This window comes from Xanthomonas sp. GW (genome assembly GCF_014236815.1).
In the GTDB taxonomy this organism is placed as follows: Bacteria; Pseudomonadota; Gammaproteobacteria; order Xanthomonadales; family Xanthomonadaceae; genus Xanthomonas_A.
This window is the reverse complement of the sequence record NZ_CP051189.1, coordinates 1,664,150-1,689,037: the sequence shown is the minus strand read 5'-3', so window position 1 is coordinate 1,689,037 and position 24,888 is coordinate 1,664,150. Positions and strand designations below refer to the sequence as shown.

The 24,888-nt window shown below is 69.5% G+C and carries 30 protein-coding genes; 23 read left to right on the top strand and 7 right to left on the bottom strand.

Annotation, left to right across the window (positions count from 1 at the left end):
- Positions 1 to 407: 407 nt before the first annotated feature.
- Positions 408 to 815 (bottom strand): ComEA family DNA-binding protein, encoded by a 408-nt coding sequence (locus tag HEP73_RS07080; protein WP_185815746.1) that lies wholly within the window; start codon positions 813 to 815, stop codon positions 408 to 410.
- Positions 816 to 948: 133 nt separating this feature from the next.
- On the opposite strand from HEP73_RS07080, the gene HEP73_RS07075 reads away from it, so the two are divergent.
- The 4 genes from HEP73_RS07075 (at position 949) to murU (ending at position 4,752) form a co-directional block, all read left to right on the top strand.
- Positions 949 to 2,439 carry a M20 family metallopeptidase gene (locus tag HEP73_RS07075; RefSeq protein WP_185822645.1) on the top strand — a complete coding sequence of 497 codons (1,491 nt, stop codon included), beginning with the start codon at positions 949 to 951 and terminating at the stop codon, positions 2,437 to 2,439.
- Between the two features lie 191 nt (positions 2,440 to 2,630).
- Positions 2,631 to 2,900, top strand: coding sequence for a GlsB/YeaQ/YmgE family stress response membrane protein (locus HEP73_RS07070; protein ID WP_039956005.1), 270 nt, complete (start codon positions 2,631 to 2,633; stop codon positions 2,898 to 2,900).
- Between the two features lie 83 nt (positions 2,901 to 2,983).
- Positions 2,984 to 4,012 (top strand): aminoglycoside phosphotransferase family protein, encoded by a 1,029-nt coding sequence (locus HEP73_RS07065; protein ID WP_185822644.1) that lies wholly within the window; start codon positions 2,984 to 2,986, stop codon positions 4,010 to 4,012.
- Complete coding sequence (gene murU / locus HEP73_RS07060; protein WP_185822643.1) at positions 4,009 to 4,752, top strand: N-acetylmuramate alpha-1-phosphate uridylyltransferase MurU; 744 nt, start codon at positions 4,009 to 4,011, stop codon at positions 4,750 to 4,752. The genes HEP73_RS07065 and murU overlap by 4 nt, the downstream gene beginning before the upstream one ends.
- A gap of 94 nt (positions 4,753 to 4,846) precedes the next feature.
- Here murU and hda read toward each other — a convergent pair whose 3' ends face one another.
- From hda to HEP73_RS07045, 3 genes are read right to left on the bottom strand one after another with little or no spacing between them, the layout of a single operon-like run.
- A complete protein-coding gene (hda, locus tag HEP73_RS07055) occupies positions 4,847 to 5,566 on the bottom strand; it encodes a DnaA regulatory inactivator Hda (RefSeq protein WP_185822642.1) in 720 nt (239 codons plus the stop codon).
- On the bottom strand, positions 5,563 to 6,732 hold the full coding sequence (locus HEP73_RS07050; RefSeq protein ID WP_185822641.1) for an AI-2E family transporter: 1,170 nt from the start codon (positions 6,730 to 6,732) through the stop codon (positions 5,563 to 5,565). The genes hda and HEP73_RS07050 overlap by 4 nt, the downstream gene beginning before the upstream one ends.
- On the bottom strand, positions 6,729 to 7,847 hold the full coding sequence (locus HEP73_RS07045; RefSeq protein WP_185822640.1) for a DUF2066 domain-containing protein: 1,119 nt from the start codon (positions 7,845 to 7,847) through the stop codon (positions 6,729 to 6,731). Before HEP73_RS07045 ends, HEP73_RS07050 begins: the two co-directional genes overlap by 4 nt.
- 128 nt (positions 7,848 to 7,975) lie before the next feature.
- Here HEP73_RS07045 and purM point away from each other — a divergent pair, with 128 nt between their 5' ends.
- From purM to HEP73_RS07015, 6 genes are all read left to right on the top strand, one after another.
- A complete protein-coding gene (gene purM / locus HEP73_RS07040; protein ID WP_255423776.1) occupies positions 7,976 to 9,001 on the top strand; it encodes a phosphoribosylformylglycinamidine cyclo-ligase in 1,026 nt (341 codons plus the stop codon).
- A gap of 37 nt (positions 9,002 to 9,038) precedes the next feature.
- Positions 9,039 to 9,416 carry a hypothetical protein gene (locus tag HEP73_RS07035; RefSeq protein WP_255423775.1) on the top strand — a complete coding sequence of 126 codons (378 nt, stop codon included), beginning with the start codon at positions 9,039 to 9,041 and terminating at the stop codon, positions 9,414 to 9,416.
- 78 nt (positions 9,417 to 9,494) lie between these two features.
- Positions 9,495 to 9,941 carry a hypothetical protein gene (locus tag HEP73_RS07030; RefSeq protein WP_185822637.1) on the top strand — a complete coding sequence of 149 codons (447 nt, stop codon included), beginning with the start codon at positions 9,495 to 9,497 and terminating at the stop codon, positions 9,939 to 9,941.
- Positions 9,938 to 10,591 carry a phosphoribosylglycinamide formyltransferase gene (gene purN / locus HEP73_RS07025; protein ID WP_185822636.1) on the top strand — a complete coding sequence of 218 codons (654 nt, stop codon included), beginning with the start codon at positions 9,938 to 9,940 and terminating at the stop codon, positions 10,589 to 10,591. Before HEP73_RS07030 ends, purN begins: the two co-directional genes overlap by 4 nt.
- Positions 10,592 to 10,662: 71 nt before the next feature.
- Positions 10,663 to 11,511, top strand: a complete 849-nt coding sequence (locus HEP73_RS07020) for a DUF3108 domain-containing protein (RefSeq protein WP_185822635.1) — start codon at positions 10,663 to 10,665, stop codon at positions 11,509 to 11,511.
- Positions 11,512 to 11,513: 2 nt separating this feature from the next.
- The gene (locus HEP73_RS07015) at positions 11,514 to 12,197 is read left to right on the top strand and encodes a DUF3108 domain-containing protein (RefSeq protein ID WP_185822634.1); all 684 of its coding nucleotides are present in this window, start codon (positions 11,514 to 11,516) and stop codon (positions 12,195 to 12,197) included.
- A 232-nt stretch (positions 12,198 to 12,429) separates the two neighbouring features.
- On the opposite strand, the gene HEP73_RS07010 is transcribed toward HEP73_RS07015, so the two are convergent.
- The 3 genes from HEP73_RS07010 to HEP73_RS07000 all read right to left on the bottom strand — a co-directional run bounded on the left by HEP73_RS07010 (position 12,430) and on the right by HEP73_RS07000 (position 14,332).
- A complete protein-coding gene (locus HEP73_RS07010) occupies positions 12,430 to 12,765 on the bottom strand; it encodes an EF-hand domain-containing protein (RefSeq protein WP_185822633.1) in 336 nt (111 codons plus the stop codon).
- Entirely contained in the window at positions 12,762 to 14,036 is a 1,275-nt protein-coding gene (gene murA / locus HEP73_RS07005) for a UDP-N-acetylglucosamine 1-carboxyvinyltransferase (RefSeq protein WP_185822632.1), read from the bottom strand. The genes HEP73_RS07010 and murA overlap by 4 nt, the downstream gene beginning before the upstream one ends.
- Before the next feature lie 65 nt (positions 14,037 to 14,101).
- Complete coding sequence (locus tag HEP73_RS07000) at positions 14,102 to 14,332, bottom strand: BolA family protein (RefSeq protein WP_185822631.1); 231 nt, start codon at positions 14,330 to 14,332, stop codon at positions 14,102 to 14,104.
- Between the two features lie 52 nt (positions 14,333 to 14,384).
- On the opposite strand from HEP73_RS07000, the gene HEP73_RS06995 reads away from it, so the two are divergent.
- From HEP73_RS06995 to ptsP, 13 genes are all read left to right on the top strand, one after another.
- Positions 14,385 to 15,386 carry a KpsF/GutQ family sugar-phosphate isomerase gene (locus HEP73_RS06995; RefSeq protein WP_185822630.1) on the top strand — a complete coding sequence of 334 codons (1,002 nt, stop codon included), beginning with the start codon at positions 14,385 to 14,387 and terminating at the stop codon, positions 15,384 to 15,386.
- A 91-nt stretch (positions 15,387 to 15,477) separates the two neighbouring features.
- Positions 15,478 to 16,026, top strand: a complete 549-nt coding sequence (locus tag HEP73_RS06990; RefSeq protein ID WP_184410662.1) for a KdsC family phosphatase — start codon at positions 15,478 to 15,480, stop codon at positions 16,024 to 16,026.
- Positions 16,023 to 16,589: an LPS export ABC transporter periplasmic protein LptC gene (gene lptC / locus HEP73_RS06985; protein ID WP_185822629.1), complete on the top strand. Its 567-nt coding sequence runs from the start codon at positions 16,023 to 16,025 to the stop codon at positions 16,587 to 16,589. Before HEP73_RS06990 ends, lptC begins: the two co-directional genes overlap by 4 nt.
- Positions 16,567 to 17,154 (top strand): lipopolysaccharide transport periplasmic protein LptA, encoded by a 588-nt coding sequence (lptA, locus tag HEP73_RS06980; protein WP_185822628.1) that lies wholly within the window; start codon positions 16,567 to 16,569, stop codon positions 17,152 to 17,154. Before lptC ends, lptA begins: the two co-directional genes overlap by 23 nt.
- Positions 17,154 to 17,873: an LPS export ABC transporter ATP-binding protein gene (gene lptB / locus HEP73_RS06975; RefSeq protein WP_185815728.1), complete on the top strand. Its 720-nt coding sequence runs from the start codon at positions 17,154 to 17,156 to the stop codon at positions 17,871 to 17,873. Before lptA ends, lptB begins: the two co-directional genes overlap by 1 nt.
- A 43-nt stretch (positions 17,874 to 17,916) precedes the next feature.
- Positions 17,917 to 19,365 carry an RNA polymerase factor sigma-54 gene (locus tag HEP73_RS06970; protein WP_185822627.1) on the top strand — a complete coding sequence of 483 codons (1,449 nt, stop codon included), beginning with the start codon at positions 17,917 to 17,919 and terminating at the stop codon, positions 19,363 to 19,365.
- 58 nt (positions 19,366 to 19,423) lie between these two features.
- Positions 19,424 to 19,741, top strand: a complete 318-nt coding sequence (gene hpf, locus HEP73_RS06965; RefSeq protein ID WP_003478125.1) for a ribosome hibernation-promoting factor, HPF/YfiA family — start codon at positions 19,424 to 19,426, stop codon at positions 19,739 to 19,741.
- Between the two features lie 22 nt (positions 19,742 to 19,763).
- Positions 19,764 to 20,219: a PTS sugar transporter subunit IIA gene (locus tag HEP73_RS06960; RefSeq protein WP_185822626.1), complete on the top strand. Its 456-nt coding sequence runs from the start codon at positions 19,764 to 19,766 to the stop codon at positions 20,217 to 20,219.
- Positions 20,220 to 20,221: 2 nt separating this feature from the next.
- The gene (hprK, locus tag HEP73_RS06955) at positions 20,222 to 21,172 is read left to right on the top strand and encodes an HPr(Ser) kinase/phosphatase (protein WP_185823336.1); all 951 of its coding nucleotides are present in this window, start codon (positions 20,222 to 20,224) and stop codon (positions 21,170 to 21,172) included.
- Positions 21,169 to 22,047 (top strand): RNase adapter RapZ, encoded by an 879-nt coding sequence (gene rapZ / locus HEP73_RS06950; RefSeq protein WP_185822625.1) that lies wholly within the window; start codon positions 21,169 to 21,171, stop codon positions 22,045 to 22,047. The genes hprK and rapZ overlap by 4 nt, the downstream gene beginning before the upstream one ends.
- Positions 22,048 to 22,188: 141 nt before the next feature.
- Positions 22,189 to 22,581, top strand: a complete 393-nt coding sequence (locus HEP73_RS06945) for a PTS sugar transporter subunit IIA (RefSeq protein WP_179566242.1) — start codon at positions 22,189 to 22,191, stop codon at positions 22,579 to 22,581.
- The gene (locus HEP73_RS06940; protein ID WP_009591660.1) at positions 22,574 to 22,843 is read left to right on the top strand and encodes an HPr family phosphocarrier protein; all 270 of its coding nucleotides are present in this window, start codon (positions 22,574 to 22,576) and stop codon (positions 22,841 to 22,843) included. The genes HEP73_RS06945 and HEP73_RS06940 overlap by 8 nt, the downstream gene beginning before the upstream one ends.
- 58 nt (positions 22,844 to 22,901) lie before the next feature.
- Positions 22,902 to 24,608 carry a phosphoenolpyruvate--protein phosphotransferase gene (ptsP, locus tag HEP73_RS06935; protein WP_185822624.1) on the top strand — a complete coding sequence of 569 codons (1,707 nt, stop codon included), beginning with the start codon at positions 22,902 to 22,904 and terminating at the stop codon, positions 24,606 to 24,608.
- Positions 24,609 to 24,888: the final 280 nt, after the last annotated feature.

Below are 24,888 nucleotides of genomic sequence, written 5' to 3'. Positions count from 1 at the left end.
CAACCTGGCCCCTCTCCCACCGGGAGAGGGGTTGGGGTGAGGGTACGACGCGCAGCGCCTCATGGTTCCAGGAGCCAGTCGGACGCGCGTGCTGACCGCACCTTGCCCATGCGCCCACTGCCATGGCGGCTGTCTGCAGCAGGACAGCCGCCGGCAGCAGAAGTACCGAATCGCAGCGAGCCGACCGACGCGAAGCGCCCGACAAAAACCTTCGCCCATAAAAAACGTCGCCCGGCTGCACGTCACTGTGCAACACCGGGCGACGATGTACGTCCTTGTCGGCTTCCTGCCTCCCCCGCTGAGCGTCCTGCTCAGCGAGGTCGCGACCGCGCGTCCTGCGCCAGCCGTATCCTCTGTCCTTTCAAATCCCTTGAATGCCTTTAAATCCGTTTAATCCTTAAATCCGTTTAACGCCTTTCCACCGGCTTGGCGGCTGCCGTCCTGGCTGCCGTCGGCGTGGTCGCCTTCGTGGCTCCCACTTCGATCCGGTCGTGGTTCCGTTCGACCGTCTTGAGTCCGATTCCCTTCACCTGCGTCAGGTCCTCGACGCTTTTGAAGGGGCCGTGCGCCTGTCTGTAGTCGACGATCGCCTGTGCCTTGGAGGCACCCACGTTCAACAACACCCGGTCGATTTCCGCTGCACTAGCGGAGTTGATGTTGACCTTGTCCGCGGCGAGCGCGGAACCGGTCAGCAGCAACGCCAGGACCAGAGACTTCAGGACCACGATAAAAGACTGCATGGCAACACTCCTTGTGACTTGGATGGGGACTTCACCGGCCTCTCCTGCCGGTGTCGAAAGCATCCCTCGCCACATGGATACAGCCTATCGCCAACGCCCTTTCCAAACAGCAGGTAAACGGCGCGTCAACGTGTAGGAAAAACCCTACACGGGGACCGCGGCGTAGAATGGTGGCCACCTCTTTTGCGACAAATCCCGGAGTTCCACGATGGACAATGCCAAGATCGACCGTTTCCTGAGCGCGAAGTGGGACGACGACATCGTCCCGCAGCTGGTCGATTACATCCGCATCCCCAACAAATCGCCGATGTTCGACGCCGATTGGGTCGCCCACGGCTATATGGACGATGCGGTGCGGCTGATGGAGCGCTGGGCGCGCGCGCAGGCCATCCCGGGCCTGGTGGTCGAGGTGGTGCAGCTGGAAGGGCGCACGCCGCTGATCTATCTGGAAGTGCCGGCCACCGGCGCGGAGACCGGCGCGGACACGGTGCTGCTGTACGGGCACCTGGACAAGCAGCCGGAGATGACCGGCTGGGACGACGACCTGGGTCCGTGGACGCCGGTGCTCAAGGGCGACCGCCTGTACGGCCGCGGCGGCGCCGACGACGGCTATGCGCTGTTCGGCTCGCTGGCCGCAATCCTGGCCCTGCAGGACCAGGGCATCCCGCACGCGCGCTGCGTGGTGCTGATCGAGGCCTGCGAGGAATCGGGCAGCTACGACCTGCCCGCCTACGTCGACCACCTGGCCGAGCGCATCGGCAAGCCGTCGCTGGTGGTGTGCCTGGATTCGGGCTGCGGCAACTACGAGCAGTTGTGGTGCACGACCTCGCTGCGCGGCCTGGCCGGCGGCAACTTCAGCGTCAAGGTGCTCAGCGAAGGCGTGCATTCGGGCGATGCGTCCGGCGTGGTGCCGTCCAGCTTCCGCGTGCTGCGCGACCTGCTGTCGCGGCTGGAAGACGAGGCCACCGGCAAGATCAAGATCGAGGGCCTGTATTCGGAGGTTCCGGAAGAACGCCTGGCGCAGGCCAGCAAGGTCGCCGAGGTGCTCGGCGACGAGGTCTACAGCAAGTTCCCGTTCCTGCCGGGGATGACCCCGATGAACGAGGATCTCACCGAACTGGTGCTCAACCGCACCTGGCGCCCGGCCTTGTCGGTGACCGGCGCCGACGGCCTGCCGCCGCTGGCCTCGGCCGGCAACGTACTGCGCCCGGAGACTGCGGTGAAGCTGTCGCTGCGCCTGCCGCCGACGCTGGACGGCAAGCGCGCCGGCGAACTGCTGAAGGATGTGCTGCTGCGCGATCCGCCGTACGGCGCCGAGGTGTCGCTGGCGCTGGAGAAGTCGTCCTCGGGCTGGAACGCGCCGGCGCAGTCGCAGTGGCTGACCGACGCGATCGAGGCCGCCTCGCAGGCGGCGTTCGGCAAGCCGGCGATGTACATGGGCGAAGGCGGCTCGATCCCGTTCATGGGCATGCTCGGCGAGAAGTTCCCCGGCGCGCAGTTCATGATCACCGGCGTGCTCGGCCCGCATTCCAACGCGCACGGGCCGAACGAGTTCCTGCACATCCCCATGGGCAAGCGGGTCACCGCCTGCGTGTCGAAGGTGATCGCCGAGCACCATGCCGCCAGCGTGCGCGGCGAGACCACCGGCAGCGCCGCGGTGGCCGGCGGCGAGCAGCACGGCGGGCACGGCTGCTGCTGAGCCTGCGGCGGCCGTCGGCGACGACGGCCGCCAAGCTGCGAGCCCTGCCCGCGTTGGTGCGTCGCCACGGCGTGTGCGCGAGCCGCGCCTGCACGGCTGCTTAAAGGACATCGCCGGCCGCGCCTGCATCCACACCGCATGGCGGGCGAATCTGGCACGATCCGCTTCACTTCCACGTTCGGTACGCTCCCATGCACAACCTGTTCGGCAGCGACAGCTGGCTGTACGTCATCCTGGTCGGCTTCGTGGTCGGCCTGCTGGCGCGCTTCCTGGGTCCGAGCGGCGGCCGCTCCGGCTGCCTGTTCACCGTGCTGCTCGGCATCGCCGGCGCGCTGGTGGCGGGCTGGTTCGGCCACTACATGGGCTGGTACAGCCGCGGCGAACCGGCCGGCTTCCTCGGCGCGCTGCTCGGCGCCATCGCCCTGCTCGCACTGCTGCGGCTGTTCCTCGGCAAACGCTGAGGCCGCACCGCGGCACCGGCACGGCTCGCCATGCCGACGCCGCACGTTTACGCTGTGCGGCCAATGTCCGCCGCAGCGTCCCGATGAGTTCCAGCACCGATCTTCCCGACGCGCCGGACCTGCGCGCCGTACAACGCCAGCACTGGGCGCGCGCCGCATTGGGCGACGCGCAGGCGACGCTGCAGCGCGCGTCGATCGACGCCGGCTGGCGCAGCTACTGGCGCAGCCACGGTGCCGGCGCCAGCCGCGTGCTGATGGATTCGCCCCCGGGCCTGGAGGACGTGCGCCCGTGGTTGCGCATGCACGCGCTGCTGCAGCAAGGCGGCGTGCGCGTGCCGGCGATCCTGGCGCAGGACGCGCAGGCCGGCTTCCTGCTGCTGGAGGATCTTGGCGGACCGACCCTGGCGCAGACGCTGGACGCCGCCTCGGCCGATGCCCACTTCGATGCCGCGCTCGGACAACTGTTGCGGCTGCAGGCGATCGCGCCGCCGCCGGAGCTGGGCGTGTTCGGCGAGGCGCTGCTGCAGCGCGATGCCGGCTTGTTCGAAGAGTGGTTCCTGCGCCGGCACCTGGGCCTGGCATTGGACTGCGCCGAACTCGACGCGCTCGAACTGGTGCAGCGCCGCTTGATGGACAACGCGCTGGCGCAGCCGCGGGTGCTGGTGCACCGCGACTTCATGCCGCGCAACCTGATGCCGGTCGCCGACGGCCCGGCGGTGCTGGATTTCCAGGACTGCGTGCTCGGCCCGGTCGCCTACGACCCGATCAGCCTGTTCAAGGACACCACGGTGAGCTGGCCGCTGGCGCGGGTCGATGGCTGGCTGGCGCGCTACCACGCGCGTGCGCTGCAGGCCGGGATCGCGCTACCGCCGCTGGCGCAGTTCCTGCGCGATGCGGACTGGATGGGCGTGCAGCGGCACCTGAAGAACCTGGGCATCTTCGCGCGGCTGAACTATCGCGACGGCAAGGCCTGGTACCTGGACAACGTGCCGCGCTTCATCGGCTACCTCGACGAGGTGTTGCCGCGGCACCCGCAGCTGCAACCGCTGGCGCAGCTGCTGCAGACGCGGATCAAGCCGGCGCTGGCGCAACGCGCGGCGGCCGACGCATGAAGGCGCTGATCTTCGCCGCTGGCTTCGGCGAACGCATGCGCCCGCTGACCGAACGCACGCCCAAACCGTTGCTGGCGGTGGGCGGCACGCCGCTGATCGTGTGGCACCTGCGCAAGCTGGCGGCGCTGGGCGTGCGCGAGGTGGTGATCAACACCTCGTGGCTGGCCGAGCAGTTCCCGCAGGCGCTCGGCGACGGCAGCGCGTTCGGCCTGCGCATCGCCTATTCCTACGAAGGCGCCACGCCGTTGGAGACCGGCGGCGGCATGCTGCACGCGTTGCCGCTGCTCGGGCCGGCGCCGTTCCTGCTGGTCAACGGCGACATCTGGACCGATTTCGATTTCGCGCAGCTGGCGCCGGAACCGGCCGGACTGGCGCAACTGGTGCTGGTCGATCCGCCGGCCTACGCGGCGCACGGCGATTTCGCGCTGCATGCCGATGCCACGCTGCGCAGCGACGGCGCGCCGCTGCTGACCTACGCCGGCGTGGGCGTCTATCGGCCGGAGCTGCTGCGCGACTGGCAGTCGGCGTTCGACCCACCGCCCGCCGACCACGGCGAGCCGCCGCGCTTCGCGCTGGCGCCGATCCTGCGGGCGCAGATGGCCGCCGGCCGCATCCACGGCCTGCACCATCGCGGCCGCTGGACCGATGTGGGGACGCCGCAGCGACTGGCAGAGTTGGATGGCGCGCTGGGTCGCGCGCCGGGAATCGGGAATCGGGAATCGGGAATCGGCAAAAGCTGAGTTCCAGCGACTTCACGCCCAGCGCGCGCGGTGGACGATCAAATTCTGTTTGGGAAAACCTGCAGCCAGCCTCCGCAGGCGCGCGCCGGCGCGCTCAGCTTTTTCCCATTCCCGATTCCCCACTCCCCATTCCCAGCCTGCGCAAAAACGGCACCGTGACCCGCCGCTGCGCCGCCAGCGATTCGCGGTCCAGGCGTTCCAGCAGCGCGACCAGGCCGGCCAGGTCGCGGCCGGCATGGGTCAGCAGCCAGTCGATCGCCGCATCTTCCAGCACCAGCCCGCGGCGTTGCGCGCGCTCGCGCAGTACCGCGGCGCGGCCGGCATCGTCCAGCGGCGACAGCGCGATGCGCGTGCATTGCGCCAGCCGCGAGCGCAGGTCGGGCAAGGTCAGCGCCAGGCCGTCGGGCATCGCCTGCGCGGTGTACAGCAGGGTCACCCCGGCGCTGCGCGCGCGGTTGTGGAAATCGAACAGCGCCACTTCGTCCTCGCGCTGCCCGGCGATCGCCTCCAGTCCGTCCAGCGCGACCAGGTCGCGGCCTTCCAGCGCTTCCAGCGCATCGCGCAGGCGCCCGGACGCGGCCTGCAGCGGCAGGTAGGCGGCGCTGCGCCCTGCCTGCTCGGCGGCTGCGCACAGCGCCAGCGCCAGATGGGTCTTGCCGGTGCCGGCGGGGCCGGACAGGTAGATCCAGTCCACGTCGCTGCCGTCGGCGACGGCCTGCAATTGCGCCAGCAGGCCGGCCGGCGCGCCGACATAGCGATCGAAGCGCTGCTCCGGCGGATAGCGCAACGCCAACGGCAGCTGCGGCACGCTCACGGCTGGTCGGGGCTACGCGGCGGCAGTTCGATCAGCGGCGCGCGCTCGGCGCTGCCATCGAGCAGGATCGCCGACTTGTCGCCGGCATACAGCTCGCTCTGCCGGTATTGCTCGTGCAGGTAGTGCAGCAGCACGTTGGCCACCGCCGCCACCGGCAACGCCAGCAGCATGCCGAGGAAGCCGAACAGCTGGCCGCCGGCCATCACCGCGAAGATCACCGCCACCGGGTGCAGGCCGATCTTGTCGCCGACGATGCGCGGGGTCAGCACGTAGCTTTCCAGCAACTGGCCGACGGTGAACACCACGCCGACCAGGATCATCAGTTGCAGGTCGAAGCCCTTGGACTGCACCAGCGCCGCCAGGATCGCCAGCAGGATGCCGGTGGTCGCGCCCAGGTACGGGATGAAGCTGATCAGGCCGGCGACGATGCCGATCAGCAGGCCCAGGTTGAGCCCGATCAGGCTCAGCCCGCCGGCGTAGATCACTCCCAGCGCCAGCATCACCAGGAACTGGCCGCGGATGAACGCGCCCAGCACGTCGTTGGACTGCCGCGCCAGGCGGCCGACGGTGGCGACGTGGTTGCGCGGGATGGTCGCGGCCACGCGCTCGACCAGGATGTCCCAGTCGCGCAGGAAGTAGAAGGTCAGGATCGGCAGCAGCACCAGGTTCACCACCCAGGTGACCATGGCGAAGCCCGAGCGCGACAGATAGCCGAAGAAGGTCGCGGCGACGCCGCCGGCCTGCTGCCAGTGGCCGCGGATCCATTCGATCAGCCGCTCCGGATCCAGCCAGGCCATCAGCTGCAGCCCGGTCTTCTGCTCGGCCCACGGGATCGCGGTGCCGGTGAACCAGTCGCGCGCCTGCGGCAGCACGTCGATGAAGGTGACGATCTGCCGCTCCAGCATCGGCACCAGGATCAGCAGCGCCAGCACCAGCAACAGCAGCATCAACACGAATACCAGGGTCACCGCCATGTTGCGCGAACGGCCGGCGCGCTCCAGGCGATCGACCAGCGGATCGCCGAGCCAGCCCAGCAGCAGCGCCAGCACGAACGGGGTCAGAATCGGCGCCAGCAGCGCTATCACCCACAGCACGCCCAGGATCACCGCGGCCCATTTCAGGCGGCGCAGGAACTGGGCGATTTCCGCTTCGGGGGACAGCGTCATTTGAGCCGGTACTCCGTGCGCTCGGTATTGAGGATGATCGGCCCGCCCTCGACCGGCACCGTCACCGGCTGCAGCGGGCTGTCGGCGCCGAGCATGCGGTTCAGGCCGGACACGCCGCTGAGCAGGTCCAGGTCCAGTTCCAGGCGGTCGCCGCTGGCCTGGATCGGCACGATGCGCCGCACCACCGAGGAGTTCTGCAGCGCCGCGGACACGCGCAGGTAGTCGTCGGCACTGCGGATGCCGCTGATCACCACCCGGTACACGCCGGCCGGGCCGGTGCTGGACGCCTTGGCGTAGCGCTTGACCAGCGCGTCGGCGGCACCGTCGGCGCCGGCAGCGATCGCGCGGCGCGCGTCGGCGTCGCTGGCCGACCAGCTGGACAACGTCTTGCCGCTGTCGACGAACACCCAGTCGGCGGTCCAGCCGCCGGACTTGCCGCGGTACAGCTTGCCGATCAGCTGCATCGGCGGGCTGTAGCGCGACGAGGCGCTGGCCACCGCGGCGGTGTCCTGGCGCCAGATCGCGCCGACCAGCGCCTGCTCGGCGGCGCTGCCGGTGGGCAGGCCGAGCCGGTAGCCGCGCTCGATCGCGCGGTCCAGCGCGCTGCGCGCGGCATTGGACTGCTGCACGCCGACCAGGCGCGGGCCGCTGCCGTCGTCGATCGCCAGCCACAGCACCGGCTTGGGCCGCGGCTGCGGCCACAGCGGCAGGCCCAGCGCCGCGGCCAGGCCGTCGACGTCGCTCTGCCGGAAGCGCGCGATCAAGGTGGTGCGGAAGGTCGGCGCGCCGCTCGGCGAGGTGCCCTGGTCCTGGCGGTAGTCGTAGCTGTCGACGAAGTTCTTGGCGTTGCGCAGCGCCTGGGTCACCCCCGGGCGCGACATCACCGCGCGGTCGCCGGAGATCTTGCCCAGCACCACGCCCAGCGCGCGCGCCACCGCGCCGTTGCGGTCGGCCTCGCTCTGGCTGTTGACCGGCACCTCGGCGTCGTAGGGGCTCTGCGCGCCGGCGACGTCGCCTTCGGTGCGCAGACCGGCCTGGGCCAGGGCGGCCGCGGCGGGCAGGCACAGCGCGAAAGACAGGAGTAAGGCAAGGCTGCGGCGCATCGAAGGTTCCATTGCTCGGCGTATCCGGGGCGAATTGTTGCCCGAATGCGGGCGTAGCGCCAATGCGGCCTGTTAAAATCGCCGTCTTTCCGCCGACGCCACCGCCCGTGACCACTCCCAAGACCCCCGCCGCCGCCCCGTTGACCTACCGCGACGCCGGCGTCGACATCGATGCCGGCAATGCCGTCGTCGAACGTATCAAACCCTTGGTCAAGCGCAGTTTCCGCCCGGAGGTGATGGGCGGGCTGGGCGGTTTCGGCGCGCTGTTCGACCTGTCCGGCAAGTACCGCGAGCCGGTGCTGGTGTCCGGCACCGACGGCGTCGGCACCAAGCTGAAGCTGGCGCAACAGCTGGGCCGGCACGACAGCATCGGCATCGATCTGGTGGGCATGTGCGTCAACGACGTGCTGGTGCAGGGCGCCGAGCCGCTGTTCTTCCTGGACTACTTCGCCACCGGCAAGCTCGACGTGGAGACCACGGTGGCGGTGGTCGGTGGCATCGCCCGCGGCTGCGAACTGGCCGGCTGCGCGCTGATCGGCGGCGAGACCGCGGAAATGCCCGACATGTACCCGCCGGGCGAGTACGACCTGGCCGGCTTCACCGTCGGCGCGGTGGAGAAGTCGCAGCTGCTCGACGGCGCCAAGGTGCGCCAGGGCGACGTGCTGATCGGCATCGCCTCCTCCGGCCCGCACTCCAACGGCTATTCGCTGGTCCGCCGCATCTACGACCGCGCCGGGCGCCCGGCCGAACTGCAGCTCGGCGGCACCACCCTGGCCGACGCGCTGATGGCGCCGACCGCGCTGTACGTCAAGCCGATCCTGTCGCTGCTGCGCGGCGCGCACGCCGACGGCATCCACGCGATGGCGCACATCACCGGCGGCGGCCTGACCGAGAACATCATCCGCGTGATCCCCGACGGCCTGGGCCTGGACATCCGCGCCAGCGCCTGGAGCCTGCCGCCGGTGTTCGAGTGGCTGCAGCGCGAAGGCGCGGTCGCCGACAGCGAGATGTGGCGCACCTTCAACTGCGGCATCGGCTTCGTGCTGGTGGCCGCACCCGACCAGGTCGCCGCGCTGGAGCGCAGCCTGGACACGCTGGGCCTGGCGCATTGGCAGATCGGCGCGGTGGTGGCGGCCGGCGGGGACACGCGTGTCCATATCGGCTGAGGCCACGCCCTCCGCGCAGGACGCCGAACATCTGCGGATGCTCGGCATCGGTCACTACGTGGTCGGTGGGCTGACCGGCGTCTTCGCGCTTATTCCGGTGTTGCATCTCTGCATCGGCCTGGCGATGCTCAACGGTCGCTTGCCCGTCAATGGTCTCAGCGCGGCGCAGGTGCCCCTGTTCGCCTGGACGTTCGTGGTCATCGCCGGCTTGATGATCGTGGGCGGACTCGCCCTGGCCGCGGCAATGGTCTACGCGGGGCGCTGCCTCGGCACGCGCCGCCGCTACACCTATTGCCTCATCGTCGCCGGTGTGTCCTGCGCGATGATGCCGTTCGGCACAGCGCTGGGCGTTTTCAGCCTGCTGGTGCTGCTGCGGCCATCGGTCAAGCCGCTGTTCGCCAAAACCGCGCCGTGACCGTGCCGACGCAGGCCCATCCGGCAATGTGCGCATGTGTTGAGGCGCGCGTCCCCTCGCCGCGCTAGAGACCGCACGATGTCGCTGCCCCCGCCCCTGCCCACCCCGGACCTGGATCGGATGGCGTCCGTGCGCGCCGAATCGGATGTCCGCACCCTGGCGACCCTGTACGCGGTGATGGCGTGGCTGCAAGGCCTGTCGCTGCTGTTGCTGGGCGGCTTCCTGGCCTTCGGCATCCACTACGAAGCGGCCAAGACCGCGGCCGGGCAGAGCGCCCACGACGCGAGCAACGGCCAGGCGGTGATCGTCATGTTCTCGGTGCTGCTGGCGCTGGGGCTGGTGATGCTGCTGGCGAACGTGGCCGCCGCGTTGGCGCTGCGCCGGCGGCGCCAGCTGACGCTGTGCAAGGCCGCCGCGACGCTGGGCTGTTTCGGTTTCCCGCTGGGCACCGCGCTGGGGGTGTGGACCCTGTTGGCGCTGCAGCGCCCGGCCTGCGCCGCGCTGTTCCGGGATCCGCGCCGATGACGATCCGCCTGGCGGTGCTGGTCTCCGGCCGCGGCTCCAACCTGCAGGCGCTGCTCGATGCGATCGCCACCGGCGCGCTGGACGCGCAGGTGGTCGGGGTGTTCAGCGACCGTACGCAGGCGCCAGCGCTGGCCAAGGTGGCGCCGGCGCAGCGCTGGTCGGCGGCGCCGAGCGGCTTCCCCGACCGCGCCGCGTTCGACCAGGCGCTGGGCGATGCGGTCGCCGCCGTGCAGCCGGACTGGATCGTCTGCGCCGGCTACATGCGCATCCTCGGCACCGGCTTCGTGCAGCGCTTCGCCGGCCGCCTGCTCAACATCCACCCCTCGCTGCTGCCCAAGTACCGCGGTCTGCACACGCATGCGCTGGCGCTGGCGGCCGGCGACACCGAACACGGCGCCAGCGTGCACTTCGTGGTGCCGGAACTGGACGCCGGCGCGGTGATCGCGCAGGCGCGGGTGCCGGTGCAGGCCGGCGACCGCGCGGAGGACCTGGCGCAACGCCTGCTGCCACGCGAGCACCAGTTGCTGTGCGCGGTGCTGCAATTGGCCGCGGCCGGACGCCTGGCTGAACGGGATGGCAGCGTCTGGCTCGACGGTCAGTGCCGGTTTAGTCCGCTGCGCCTAGATTGCCAGGGCATGCTGATTCCCTGAATACGCCGCAGCTTCTTTAATCCCGCTGCGGCGCATCCGTGCCCCAACCCCCTTCCCTTGCAGCCGATCCCATGAAGCCCCTTCCGCGTCAGTTCGCTGTTCTAGCCGTGGCCTGCCTCGGCCTGCTGGCGCCGGCCGTCGGCGTGCTGGCGCAGGCGCCCCCGCCGCAGACGGCCGCGCCGACGCCTCCCGCGCAAGCGCCAACTGCGCCTGCCGCTCCCGCTCCCGCACCCGCCGCCCCCGGGCTGCAGGCCGCGCCGTGGACGGCGCCGCCGTTGCAACCGTTCGTGGCCACCTATCAGGCGCTGTACAAGGGCAAGCAGGCCGGCGATGCGCGCATGGAAGTCAGCCACGGCAACGGCGACGAATGGCGCGTGGATCTGGGCGTGCAGGGCCGCAGCGGCTTCGCCAGCATCCTCGGCCTGAACATCGAGCAGAGCACGGTGTTCCGCACCCAGGACGGGCGCTACGTGCCGCAGAGCCAGAGCACGGTGAAGAAGGCGATGTTCTTCGGCAAGAAGGTCACCGGCGTCTACGACTGGAGCAAGGGCGTGGCGCGCTGGGACGGCGACCTGAAGAAGGACCGGCAGCAGCCGATCCCGCTGCAGCCCGGCGACCAGAGCGCGCTGCTGATCAACCTGTCGATCATGCGCGACGCGCAGCCGGGCAAGACCATGACCTACCGCTTCGTCGATGTCGGCCGCGTCCGCGAACACATCTACCACGCCGCCGAGCAGACCGAGACGGTGCAGGTCGGCGACATCAGCTACGACGCGCTGCGCGTGTCGCGCACCAACGGCGGCAAGAATGAGACCATTCTGTGGATCGCCAACGGCGTGCCGACGCCGGTGCGCATCCTGCAGCGCGAAGACGGCGAAGACCGCATCGACCTGCGCCTGACCGAATACCAAGGAGTCTGACCATGACACGCATCGCCCGCCCGCTGTCCGCCGTCGCCGCCGCCCTGCTGGCGCTGGCCAGCCTGCCCGCCCTGGCGCTGGAGCCGTTCAAGGCGGACTACCAGGCCAGCTACATGGGCATGCAGGCCAACGGCTTGATGACCCTGGCCAGCGAAGGCAACAATCGCTGGCGCTACAGCCTGTCGATCAAGAACCAGGTCGCCGACCTGAGCCAGAGCACCGTATTCGAGGAAAAGGGCGGGCAGCTGCGTCCGCTCAGCAGCGACGACCGCTCGCTGTTCCTGATCAAGAAGAAGGCGGTGACCGCCAACTACGACTGGAGCACCGCGCAGGCGACCTGGGCCGGCGACGTCAAGCCCGACCGCCGCGGCCCGGTGAAGCTGCAGCCCGGCGACATGGACGCGCTGCTGATCAACCTGGCGATCGCGCGCGACGTCAACGCCGGCAAGACCCCCAGCTACCGCATGGTCGACGAGGGCCGCGCCAAGCCGATGACCTACAAGGTGGCCGGCAAGGAAGCGATCACCGTCAACGGCAAGACCGAACAGGCGACCAAGGTCAGCCGCAGCGACGGCTCCAAGGAAATCATCGCCTGGATCGTGCCGGACATGCCGGTGCCGGTGCGCATCCTGCAGCGCGAGAACGGCCAGGACGCGCTGGACCTGACCATCAAGACGCTGCACTGATCGTTCGGTAACGCACGCGGCAGCCGCATTTCGCGGAGACGCTACCACAAAAAGGGCGGACCGGTCGGTCCGCCCTTTTTTGTTGTCCGCTCGCTAGCGGCACGCTTCGCTGCAGCCATTCGCAGCGAAGCCCCTGTAAGCCTCGCGCCACCAGGCACCGCGCGCAGTGGACGCCGACGGGCGCCTGCCTGCGCAGCTGGGCAGACCAGACGGCGCCTGCGCGCCCGCCGACTTACTTCTTCGCGTCGGCGGCTGGCTTCTTGGCGTCGGCGGCCGGCGCGAACGTGGTGCGGCAGTCCACGCGGATCTGCGCGCCGCTGTTGCGCCAGTAGAAGGTGCTGCACTGGCGCGGGCCGTCCTGGGTGCGGGTCACGCCGATCGCGTAGAACGCCTGCGCGATCTCGCTGCGGCTGACCTGGCCGTCGCCGTTCCAGTCCATGTCGCGCTGTTCGATGCCCTGGGTGATGGCGATGCCGGCATACCAGGCGTAGCCCACCCAAGCCAGCACCAGGATCACCACCGCCAGCAGCACCTTGCGCCGGCGGGTAAAGCGGCCTTTGAGGATCATGCGATGCGCCGGATGGACGCGCCCAGCGCCCCCAGCTTCTCCTCGATGTTCTCGTAGCCACGGTCCAGGTGGTAGATGCGGTCGATGGTGGTGTCGCCGTCGGCGACCAGCCCGGCCAGGATCAGCGAGGCCGAGGCGCGCAGGTCGGTGGCCATCACCGGCGCGCCGCTGAGACGCTCGTTGCCGCGCACGATCGCGGTATGGCCTTCGACCTGGATGTCCGCGCCCAGGCGCAGCAGTTCGTTGACGTGCATGAAGCGGTTTTCGAAGATCGTCTCGTTGATCACGCCGACGCCGTCGGCCACGCAGTTGAGCGCCATGAATTGCGCCTGCATGTCGGTCGGGAACGCCGGGTACGGCGCGGTGGTCAAGCTGACCGCGCGCGGGCGCTTGCCGTGCATGTCCAGGCGGATCCAGTCCGGGCCGGTCTCGATGGTGGCGCCGGCCTCGCTCAGCTTGTCGAGCACCGCGTCGAGCGTGTCGGCGCGCGCGCGGCGCACGGTGACGCTGCCGCCGGTCATCGCCGCGGCGACCAGGAAGGTGCCGGTCTCGATGCGGTCGGGCAGCACCGCGTGGCGGCCGCCGGACAGGCGTTCCACGCCGTGCACCACGATGCGCGAGGTTCCGGCGCCTTCGATCTGCGCGCCGAGCGCGATCAGGCAGTCGGCCAGGTCGGTGACCTCGGGCTCCATCGCCGCGTTCTCCAGCACCGTGGTGCCGTCGGCCAGGGTCGCGGCCATCAGCACGTTCTCGGTGCCGGTGACGCTGACCATGTCGAACACGTAGCGGCCGCCCTTCAGCCGCCCATTGCTGGTGGCCTTGATGTAGCCGTTCTCGACGCTGATCTCCGCGCCCAACGCCTGCAGGCCCTTGATGTGCTGGTCCACCGGCCGCGAGCCGATCGCGCAGCCGCCGGGCAGCGACACTTCGGCCGCGCCGAACTTGGCCAGCAGCGGCCCCAGCACCAGGATCGAGGCGCGCATGGTACGCACAAGCTCGTACGGCGCGACGTGCTGATCGACCTTGCGCGGATCGACGGTGATCGCGCTGCCGCGCGCCAGGGTGCCTTCGTCGATGGTGACTTCGGCGCCCAGTTCGCCGAGCAGCTTCACCGTGGTGATCACGTCGTGCAGCTGCGGCACGTTAGTGATCTCCACCGGCGCATCGGCCAGCAGGGTCGCGCACAGGATCGGCAGCACCGCGTTCTTTGCGCCGGAAATGTTCACTTCACCGTGCAGCGCATTGCCGCCGGTCACTACGATTTTGGCCATGGGTCTCGGGGGATTCGAAAAGAGGAAACGGAAAGGAACGCGTGGACGCTGCTCAGCCAGCCTGCTCAGCCGGCCTGCTCGGGGGTCAGCGTGGTCAGCGCCAGCGCATGGATCGCCCCGCCCATCAGCTCGCCCAGCGTCGCGTACACCATGCGGTGGCGGGCCAGCGGCAGCTTGCCGGCGAAATCTTCGCTGACCACGGTGGCCTCGAAGTGCACGCCGTCGTCGCCCTGCACCTGCACGCGCGCGCCGGGCAGGCCGGCCTCGATCAGTTTACGGATGGTTTCGGCGTCCAACGGGCTTTCCTAATAAAATGATCGGCCATTCTACCCTCCGACCGGCATCCGCATGGCTGTATCGCCCCTGTCCCCCGACGCGATCGACGACGCCAGCCTGGTCGCCAGCGGCCGCCGCGTGGTCGAGATCGAGCAGGCCGCGCTGGGCGCGGTCGGCGCGCGCATCGGCGCTGAATTCGCCGCCGCCTGCCGGCTGATCCTGGCCTCGCGTGGGCGCGTGGTCGCCACCGGCATGGGCAAGTCAGGGCACGTGGCGCGCAAGATCGCCGCCACCCTCGCCTCCACCGGCACCCCCGCGTTCTACGTGCATCCGGGCGAGGCCGGGCACGGCGACCTGGGCATGATCACCGATGCCGACGTGGTCCTGGCGCTGTCCTATTCCGGCGAGTCCGACGAGATCCTGATGCTGCTGCCGGTGCTCAAGCGCCAGGGCAATGCGGTGATCGCGATGACCGGCCGCGCCCAGTCCACGCTGGCCCGCGAGGCCGACCTGCACCTGGACGTCAGCGTGCCGGCCGAGGCCTGCCCGCTGGACCTGGCGCCGACCTCCAGCACCACCGCCTCGCTGGCGCTGGGCGATGCGCTGGCGGTGGCGCTGCTGGACGCGCGCGGCTTCACCGCCGACGACTTCGCCCGCTCGCACCCGGCCGGCAGCCTCGGCCGGCGCCTGCTGCTGCACATCACCGACGTGATGCACGGCGGCGACGAACTGCCGCGGGTGCGCGAAGACGCCAGCCTCAGCGAGGCGCTGGTGGAGATGAGCCGCAAGCGCCTGGGCATGACCGCGGTGGTCGATGGCGACGGGCGCCTGCTCGGCCTGTTCACCGACGGCGACCTGCGCCGCACCCTGGACAGCGCGCTGGACGTGCGCCAGACCCGCATCGCCGACGTGATGACCCGGCAGCCGCGCACGATCGGCGCCGACCAGCTCGCCGCCGAGGCCGCACGGCTGATGGAAACCCACAAGATCAACGGCTTGATCGTGGTCGACGGCGACGGCCGCGCGGTCGGCGCGCTCAACATTCACGACCTGTTGCGCGCCAGAGTGGTTTAACAGCCTGAACTTGTTCACCGCCTGCCGGCGCCCTGCGCCGCTGGCCCTGGCCTGCTGGAAAGCCGGCCTCCCCGCCCCGATATAGCGAACCATGCCCTATTCCCCGCTGGCCGACCTTCCCGCCGACCTGATCGACCGTGCCGCCCGCATCCGCCTGGCGTGCTTCGACGTGGACGGCACGCTGACCGACGGCCGCCTGTACTACGACCGCGACGGCAACGAGAGCAAGGCGTTCAACGTGCTCGACGGCCAGGGCCTGGTGCAGCTGCGCCGGCACGGCATCGAGGTGGCGCTGATCACCGCGCGGCCCAGCCTGGCCGCGGAGAAGCGCGGCCAGGAACTGGGCCTGCTGGTGCAGATCGGGGTCAAGGACAAGCGCGCCGGGGTGCAGGCGCTGTGCGACGAGCGCGGGCTGAGCCTGGACCAGGTGTGCTTCATGGGCGACGACCTGCCGGATCTGGCGCCGTTGCGCGTGGTCGGCCTGGCGGTGGCCCCGGCCAATGCGCATCCGTGGACCGCCGAGCACGTGCACTGGCTGACCCGCGCCCGTGGCGGCGAAGGCGCCGCGCGCGAGCTGTGCGACGTGCTGCTGGCCGCGCAAGGCCACGTCCCCTCGCTGCTGCAGGAGCATGGCGCATGAACTGGCGCACCGTTCTCGGCGGCCTGTTGCTGGTCGCGGCCCTGGTCAGCGGCTGGTCGGCCTGGCAGCAGCGCAGCAAGCGGGCGCCGACGACCGACGCCGAGGCCCGCTCGGACTACATCGCGCACGATTTCCAGATCGTCGCGCTGGACAAGCAGGGCAAGGAGTCGATGACCCTGCGCGCGCCGCAGATGGAACGCAGCCGCGCCGACCAGACCATGGCGATCGAAACCCCGCTGTTCCTGCTGCCGGACGCCAATGGCCAGCACTGGGAAATGCGCAGCAAGACCGGCTGGGTCAGCGCCGACGGCAACGAACTGCGCCTGCGCGGCGACGTCGCCGGCGACAGCCCCAAGGTGCCCAGCATCCCGCCCACCACTTTCCGCACCCAGAGCCTGGACGTCTTCCCGCAGACCAGCACCGCGCGCACCGCCGAACCGGTCACCATGACCCGGCCCGGTATGATGCAGTCCGGCGTCGGCTTCGAGGTCGACTTGAAGTCCCGGCAGTACAAGCTCCTTTCACAGGTCAAGACCCGCTATGAACCGAACGCTGCCCGCTAAGCTCGCGCTGCTCGCCCTGCTGCTGCCCGCACTGGCGATGGCCAAGTCGACCGATCGCAATCAGCCGATGACGATCGAATCCAATGACCAGAGCGGCAACATGCTCGACGACAACGGCAAGATCCGTTACACGGGCAACGTCGTCATCGTCCAGGGCACACTGGAGATCCATGCCAGTACTGCCGACGTATTCCGCAAGGACGGCGACATCGACCGCGTCGTGCTGACCGGCAAGCAGGCCACGCTGAAGCAGGAACTGGACGACGGCTCGCCCATGGATGCCGTGGCCGACAACATCGACTACAAGGTCGGCACCGACACCGTGGTGTTGACCGGCAACTACCGCATGACCTCGCCCAAGGGCACCAATGCCGGCCAGCGCATGGTCTACAACACCAAGACCGGCGACATGCAGGGCGGCGGCGACGGCACCCGCGTGCACACGGTGATCCAGCCGAAGAACCCGGCGCCGGCCGGCGCCCCTGCCGCTGGCGCCAAGCCGGCCGCCAAGCCCGCCGCGACGCCGGCCAAGCCCACCACACCGGCCAAGCAAGGAGGCCAGTGATGCTGCTCGCCGAAGGCCTGCGCAAGCGCTACAAGCAGCGCGAGGTCGTGCGCGAGTTCGCGCTGACCCTGGAGGCGGGCGAAGTGGTCGGCCTGCTCGGCCCCAACGGCGCCGGCAAGACCACCTGCTTCTACATGATCGTCGGCCTGGTCGAGGCCGACGCCGGGCGCATCGTGCTCGACGGCAACGACATCACCGCGCTGCCGATGTACAAGCGCGCCAAGCTCGGCGTGGGCTACCTGCCGCAGGAGCCGTCGGTGTTCCGCAAGCTCAGCGTGGCCGACAACATCCGCCTGGTGCTGGAACTGCGCGAAGACCTGGACGACGCCGGCCGCGAGCGCGAACTGTCCTCGCTGCTGGACGAACTGCAGATCGGCCACGTCGCCGAGCAACTCGGCGCCAGCCTATCCGGCGGCGAGCGCCGCCGCTGCGAGATCGCCCGCGCGCTGGCCGCCAAGCCGCGGATGATGCTGCTCGACGAACCCTTCGCCGGCGTCGATCCGATCTCGGTCGGCGAAATCCAGCGCATCGTCACCCACCTCAAGCAACGCGGCATCGGCGTGCTCATCACCGACCACAACGTGCGCGAAACCTTGGGAATCTGCGACCGGGCGTATATCCTCAACGAAGGCAGCGTGTTGGCGCAGGGGGTGCCGGAAGCGCTGCTGGCCAATAGCGAAGTCCGCCGCGTCTACCTCGGGGAAACCTTCAGGCTCTGACCGCGCGGGCGTTGCGCCACGCCCCTTCCCGTTCGGCACAGGCATGAAAGCACGGCTGCAGACATCGCTGGGACAGCATCTGGTCATGACGCCGCAGTTGCGGCAGGCGATCAAGCTGTTGCAGATGTCCAGCGCCGAGCTGGAAGTGGAGATCGCCGAGGCGGTGGAGAGCAATCCGCTGCTGGAATGGACCGAAGACGCCGCACCCACGCTCGATGTGGCCGGTGCCGGCCGCGCCGAAGGCGAGGCCGAGGTCGCGCCGCCGGCCGGCGATACGCTGGACAACGTGCCGCAGCACGACGGCGACGACTGGTCCGATGCCGAGCCGGCCTGGAGCAGCGGCAGCGGCGGCTCCTTCGACGACGACGACGACATGGGCAGCGCCGCCGAGCGCGTCGCCGAACCCGATACGCTGATCGATCACCTGCTGTGGCAGTTGCACCTGTCGCACCTGTCGCCGCGCGACCGCAGCATCGGCGCGGCGCTGATCGACGCGCTCGACGACGACGGCTACCTGCGCGAACCGCTGGCCACGATCGCCGAGACCTTGCAGCCGGACATCGTCGCCGAAGAGGAGGAAATCCTCACCGTGCTGCACCAGATCCAGCGCTTCGACCCGGTCGGCATCGCCGCGCGCACGCTCGGCGAATGCCTGAACCTGCAGTTGGACGTACTGCCCGCGGACACGCCCGGGCTGGAGCTGGCGCGCACGATTGCCAATGGCCCGCTGGAGAAGCTGCCGCGCAGCGGCATCGCCGGCATCGCCCACGAACTCAAGCGCCCGGCCTCGGCGGTGGAGATTGCGGTCACTCTGCTGCGCTCGCTGGACCCGCGCCCGGGCAAGCAGGTCGGCGAACTCAGCGCCGACACCTACGTGTTGCCGGACTGCGTGATCTGGCGCCAGCGCGGCGTCTGGCACGCGGCGCTGGCCGGGCACGCGCGGCCCAAGGTCACCATTCACCGCGGCTACGAACAGCTGATCCGCCAGTGCGGCGAAAGCGATGCCGGCTACCTGCGCGGCCAGCTGCAGGAGGCGCGCTGGCTGCTGAAGAGCCTGGAGGCGCGCGGCGAGACCCTGCTCAAGGTGACCCGCTGCCTGCTGCGCCAGCAGGCCGGCTTCCTCGAATTCGGCGAACAGGCGCTGCGCCCGCTGACCCTACGCGAGATCGCCGGCGAACTGGGCCTGCACGAGAGCACCATCTCCCGCGCCATCGCCCGCAAGTACGTGCGCACCCCGCGCGGCACCATCCCGCTGCGCGCCTTCTTCGCCTCGGGCATCGACACCGACAGCGGCGGCGAAGCCTCCAGCACCGCCATTCAGGCGATGATCCGGCGCCTGATCGAGGCCGAGAACCCGCGCAAGCCGCTTTCTGACGCCAAGCTGGCCGACCTGCTGAAAGCCGCCGGCGTGCCTGTAGCGCGGCGCACGGTTGCGAAGTATCGTGAGGCCATGAACATTTCCGCTTCCCACGAACGCGTTCGCATCGGTTGATGCATCGGCGGCAGGCGGCAATGGTTCATAAGGTGAATCCCGAACCAAGGAGTATCCGATGCGTATCGAGACCTACGGCCAGCAGATCGAAGTCACCCCCGCCTTGCGCGAGTACGTGGAGACCAAGCTGCAGCGGCTGAAGCGGCATTACGAGGAAACCATCGAGGTCCGCGCCCAGCTGGCGCTGCGCAAGCCCGACCACCACGTCGAGGCCACCGTCAACGTTCCCGGCCGCACCCTGCACGCCGATGCCAGCGCGCAGACCATGTACGCGGCGATCGACCTGCTCGCCGACAAGCTCGACCGGCTGATCATCAAGCACAAGGAAAAGAAACAGGACCACCACGCCGCCGAGGTGCGCGACAATATCGTGTGATCCCGCACACGTTGCTCCTGCCATGCCCTTGACCGATCTTATGGCGGCCGTCCGCACCCAGGTGCTGCCGGCCGCCGATCGCGACACCCTGCTGCGTACGGCTGCCAGCCTGCTGGCCTGTCCGCAAGCCGGCTTCGACGAACTCTTCGCCAGCCTGCGCGAGCGCGAACAGCTCGGCAGCACCGCCATCGGCCATGGCATCGCCATCCCGCATGGCCGCGCCCCGCATCTCGACGCACCGCGTGGCGCCTTGTTGCGGCTGGACCAGCCAATCGACTTCGACGGCAACGGCACGCAGGTCGATCTGATCTTCGCGATGGCCGTGCCGGCGCACTACACCCACCAACACCTGATGCTGTTGTCGGAACTGGCCGAACAGTTCTCCGACGACGGCTTCCGCGAGGCCCTGCGCCGCGCCCCCGACGCTGCCGCGCTGCACGACCTGCTCGGCGGCGCCCCCCAGGCCAGCGCCGCATGAGCATGAACACCAGCATCACCGCCCGCGAACTGTTCGACCAGCAACGCGATCGGCTCAACCTGCGCTGGCTGGGCGGGCACAAGGGCGAACACCGCGAGCTGGAAGCCGGCAACGCGGTGTCGCGGCGCCCATCGCTGGCCGGCTATCTCAATACGATCTACCCGAACAAGGTGCAGATCCTCGGCACCGAGGAACTGGCCTGGCTGGATTCGCTGGATTCGCGCCAGCGCTGGGAGACCATCGAGAAGATCGTGCAGGTGCGGCCGCTGGCGCTGGTGATCACCAAGAACCAGTCGTGCCCGGAAGACCTGCGCGCGGCCGCCGACGAATCCGACACGCCGCTGTGGGGCTCGCCCAAGCGCGGCCACGAGCTGCTCAACCACCTCTCCTATCACCTGGCACGCACGCTGGCGCCGCGGGTGATCCTGCACGGGGTGTTCATGGAGATCTACTCGATCGGCGTGCTGATCACCGGCGAGGCCGGCTCCGGCAAGAGCGAGCTGGCGCTGGAACTGCTCAGCCGCGGCCATCGGCTGGTCGCCGACGACGCCCCCGAGTTCACCCAGATCGCCCCCGACGTGCTCGACGGCACCTGCCCGGAACTGCTGCAGGACCTGCTGGAAGTGCGCGGCCTGGGCGTGCTCAACGTGCGTGACATGTTCGGCGACACCGCTGTAAAGAAGAACAAGTATCTTCGCCTGATCGTGCACCTGACCCGGCCCATGACCGAACCGACCCCGCATGGCTACGAGCGCCTGACCGGCGATTCCGGCACCCGCCACGTGCTCGACCTGGACGTGCCGCTGATCACCCTGCCGGTGATGCCCGGGCGCAATCTGGCGGTGCTGACCGAGGCCGCCACGCGCCTGCACATCCTGCGCACTAAGGGTATCGACCCGGCGGCGATGTTCATCGCCCGCCACAGCAACCTGCTCGAACGGCGCACGCCATGAACGCGGTGGCGAACACCTCCACCCTGGTGATCGTCAGCGGCCTGTCCGGCTCCGGCAAATCGGTGGCGCTGAAGACCTTCGAGGACCTGGACTACTACTGCGTCGACAACCTGCCGGTGGAACTGCTGCCGGCCTTCGTCAAAAGCCTGGTGCGCGACGACGTCGGCCCCGGCAAGCTGGCGGTGGGCATCGATGTGCGCAGCCGCCACAGCGACCTGGCGCAGCTGTCGCGCTGGCGCGAGGCGGTGGCGCAGTTCGGCTTGGACGCGCGGCTGCTGTTCTTCGACGCCACCGACGAAGCGCTGATCAAGCGCTACGCCGACACCCGCCGCCGGCATCCGCTGTCGCACCTGGGCCTGTCGCTGCCCGAGGCGATCGAGCGCGAACGCGCGCTCACCGAGCCGCTGCGCCGCGAGGCCGACGCGGTGATCGACACCAGCACGCTCAACGTGCACCAACTGCGCCGGCGGGTGACCACCGAGTTCGCGCTGACCAACGAAAACAGCCTGTCGCTGCTGTTCGAGTCCTTTGCCTACAGGCGCGGGGTGCCGGCCGAGGCCGACTTCGTGTTCGACGCGCGGGTGCTGCCCAATCCGCACTGGGATCCGGAACTGCGGCCGCTGACCGGCCGCGACAGCGGCGTGCGCGACTACCTGGACGCGCAGCCGGACGTGCAGCAATACACCGCGCAGATCGTCGGCTTCCTCGACACCTGGCTGCCACGGCTGCGCAACGACACCCGCAGCTACGTCACCATCGCCTTCGGCTGCACCGGCGGCAAGCACCGCTCGGTGTACCTGGCCGAACGCCTGGCCCGCCACGCGCGCGAGCAGGGCTGGCCGGAAGTGGCGACGTTCCATCGCGAGCAGGACTGAGAGGCCGGGATTCGGGATTGGGGATTAGGGATTGGCAAAAGCGGGGAGCAGCTCTGGCTCTTGCGAATCCCCAATCCCCAATCCCGAATCCCGGCCTTCCAACCATTCCCTGCGCCCTGCCCGACCTGTTAACGTTCTCCCATGGCCTGTGGCATTCTCCTGATTACTCATCCCGGTGTGGGCGCGTCGCTGCTGAGCGTGGCCACCGGATTGTTGCGGCAGTTGCCGCTGAAGACCGAAGCGTTCGAAGTCCCGCTCGATGCCGATCTGGATGCGCTGCTGCCGCAGGCATCGGCGGCGTTGCGGCGGGTCGACGACGGCGACGGCGTGCTGGTCGTCACCGATCTGTATGGCGCCAGCCCGAGCAACCTGGCGACGAAACTCGCCCGCCTCGGCACGCCGGTGCGGCGCGTCTCGGCGCTGAGCCTGCCGATGCTGCTGCGGATCATGAATTACCCCGAACAGGGGCTGGACCAGTTGCCCGCGACCGCGGCCGCTGGCTCGCGCAATGGAGTGGTGATCGACGATGCTTGAACGCGAACTCATCGTATCCAACCGACTGGGCCTGCATGCGCGCGCGACCGCCAAGCTGGTGCAGACGCTGTCCTCGTTCCGGTGCAACGCCACGCTGGCCGCCAAGGGCCGCGAGGTCAACGCCAAGAGCATCATGGGCGTGATGCTGCTGGCCGCCGCGCAGGGCACGCCGGTGACGGTGCGGGTGGACGGCGCCGACGAAGCCGATGCGCTGGAGGCCGTGGTCGGCCTGTTCGAGCGGCGCTTCGACGAGGACAGCTGAGCATGCGGCGCCGGCCGCCGTTCGCGACCACGCCGCCGCGCCGACGCGGGTGCGCGCGGTGAGCCTGCGCATCGCCGGCCATGGCGCCTCGCGCGGCAACGCGCTGGGCCGCGCGCGCGTGCGCCTGCCGCATGCGCTGGACGTGGCCGAACAACGCATCGGCGCAGCGCAGGTACCCGAGGAACTGGAACGCCTGCACCTGGCGGTGAACGCCGCGCGCGAGGAAATGCACGGCCTGCGCCAGCGCCTGCACGGCGCGCTGGCCAAGGAGGTCGGCGAGTTCCTCGACCTGCATGCGCTGCTGCTCGACGACCCGGAACTGCTGCACGGCCTGGACGAACTGATCCGCACCGGCCGCTACAGCGCCGACTACGCCTTGCGCCTGCAGCGCGACCGCCTGGCGACCGTGTTCGACGACATGGAAGACGCCTACCTGAAAAGCCGCATGGACGATCTGGATCATGTGATCGGGCGCATCCACGCGTTCCTGCAGAAGCGTCAGCCCGACAGCGCCGGCCTGGCCGGCGAGATCCTGGTGTGCGAGAACGTGGCGCCGTCGGAACTGGCGCAACTGCAGGCGCAGGGCGTGGTCGGCATCGTCACCAGCGCCGGCAGCGCGTTGTCGCACAGCGCGATCCTGGCGCGCAGCCTGCACCTGCCGCTGGTGGTCGGGGTCGCCGATGCGCTGCAGAAGATCAACGACGGCGACGTGCTGATCGTCGACGGCGTGCAGGGCGCGGTGATCGTCGAGCCCACGCCCGACGACCTGCGCGACTACCGGACCCGCGTGCGCGACCAGGCCAAGCTGCAACGCGGCCTAGGCAAGCTGCGCTCCAAGCCCAGCCGCACCCTGGACGGGGTCGATATCGTGCTGCTGGCCAATGCCGAATCGCGCGACGACGTGGCCCGCGCGCATGCGCTCGGCGCCGACGGCCTGGGTCTGTACCGCACCGAATTCCTGTTCCTGCAGCGCGATGCGCTGCCCGACGAGGAGGAACAGTTCCGCACCTACCGCGACGCGGTGCTGGGCATGAGCGGGCGGCCGGTGACCATCCGCACCCTGGACCTGGGCGCGGACAAGGCCGATCGCACCGGCCTGACCATGAGCAACGAGCAGAACCCGGCGCTGGGCCTGCGCGGCGTGCGCCTGTCACTGGCCCGGCCGAAGGTCTCGGACACGCAACTGCGCGCGATCCTGCGCGCTTCCGGCTACGGCCCGGTGCGCGTGCTGCTGCCGATGATCAGCGCGCGCGAGGAGATCATGGCGATGCGCCGGCATCTCAAGCGCATCGCCGCGCAACTGCGCCGCGAGGGCCACGCCATCGCCGAACAGGTGCAGATCGGCGCGATGATCGAGGTGCCGGCCGCGGCGATCGCGCTGGATACCTTCATCGACGCCATCGACTTCCTGTCGATCGGCACCAACGACCTGGTGCAGTACCTGCTCGCCGCCGATCGCAACAACGAAGCGCTGGGCGAGCTGTATTCGCCGCTGCACCCGGCGGTGCTGCGCCTGATCGCGCAGGTCATCGCCACCGGCCAGGCCCACTCCAAGCCGGTGGCGGTGTGCGGCGAGATCGCCGGCGACCCGGCACTGACGCCGATCCTGCTGGCGCTGGGCCTGCGCGAGTTCAGCCTGCACCCGGCGACGATGCTGGAAGTGCGCCGGGTGATCCGCGACACCGACCTGCAGGCGCTACGCCTGCGCGGCGCCAAGCTGCTGCAGGCGCGCGACCGCAAGGGCATTGAGCGCTGGCTGGGTTGAGAGCCGGGATTGGGGATTGGGGATAACCAGCCATTCGGCTGTGGAAAAGCGGGGATTCGGTGATGCTGACCGCTCGCAGCCACCGCCAAGCGACCTGCTGAAAAAATCACCAACCTGCCGCTTCTCTGTAGGAGGGGTTTCAGCCCCGACGCCTTACCGGTAGCGCGTCGGGGCTGAAGCCCCTCTACAGAAGAGCGCAGAAGCCGCGCACTTGCGAATCCCCAATCCCGACTCCCCAATCCCGGCCCGCTGTGCTTCCCGCAACATGCAGGCGATAATG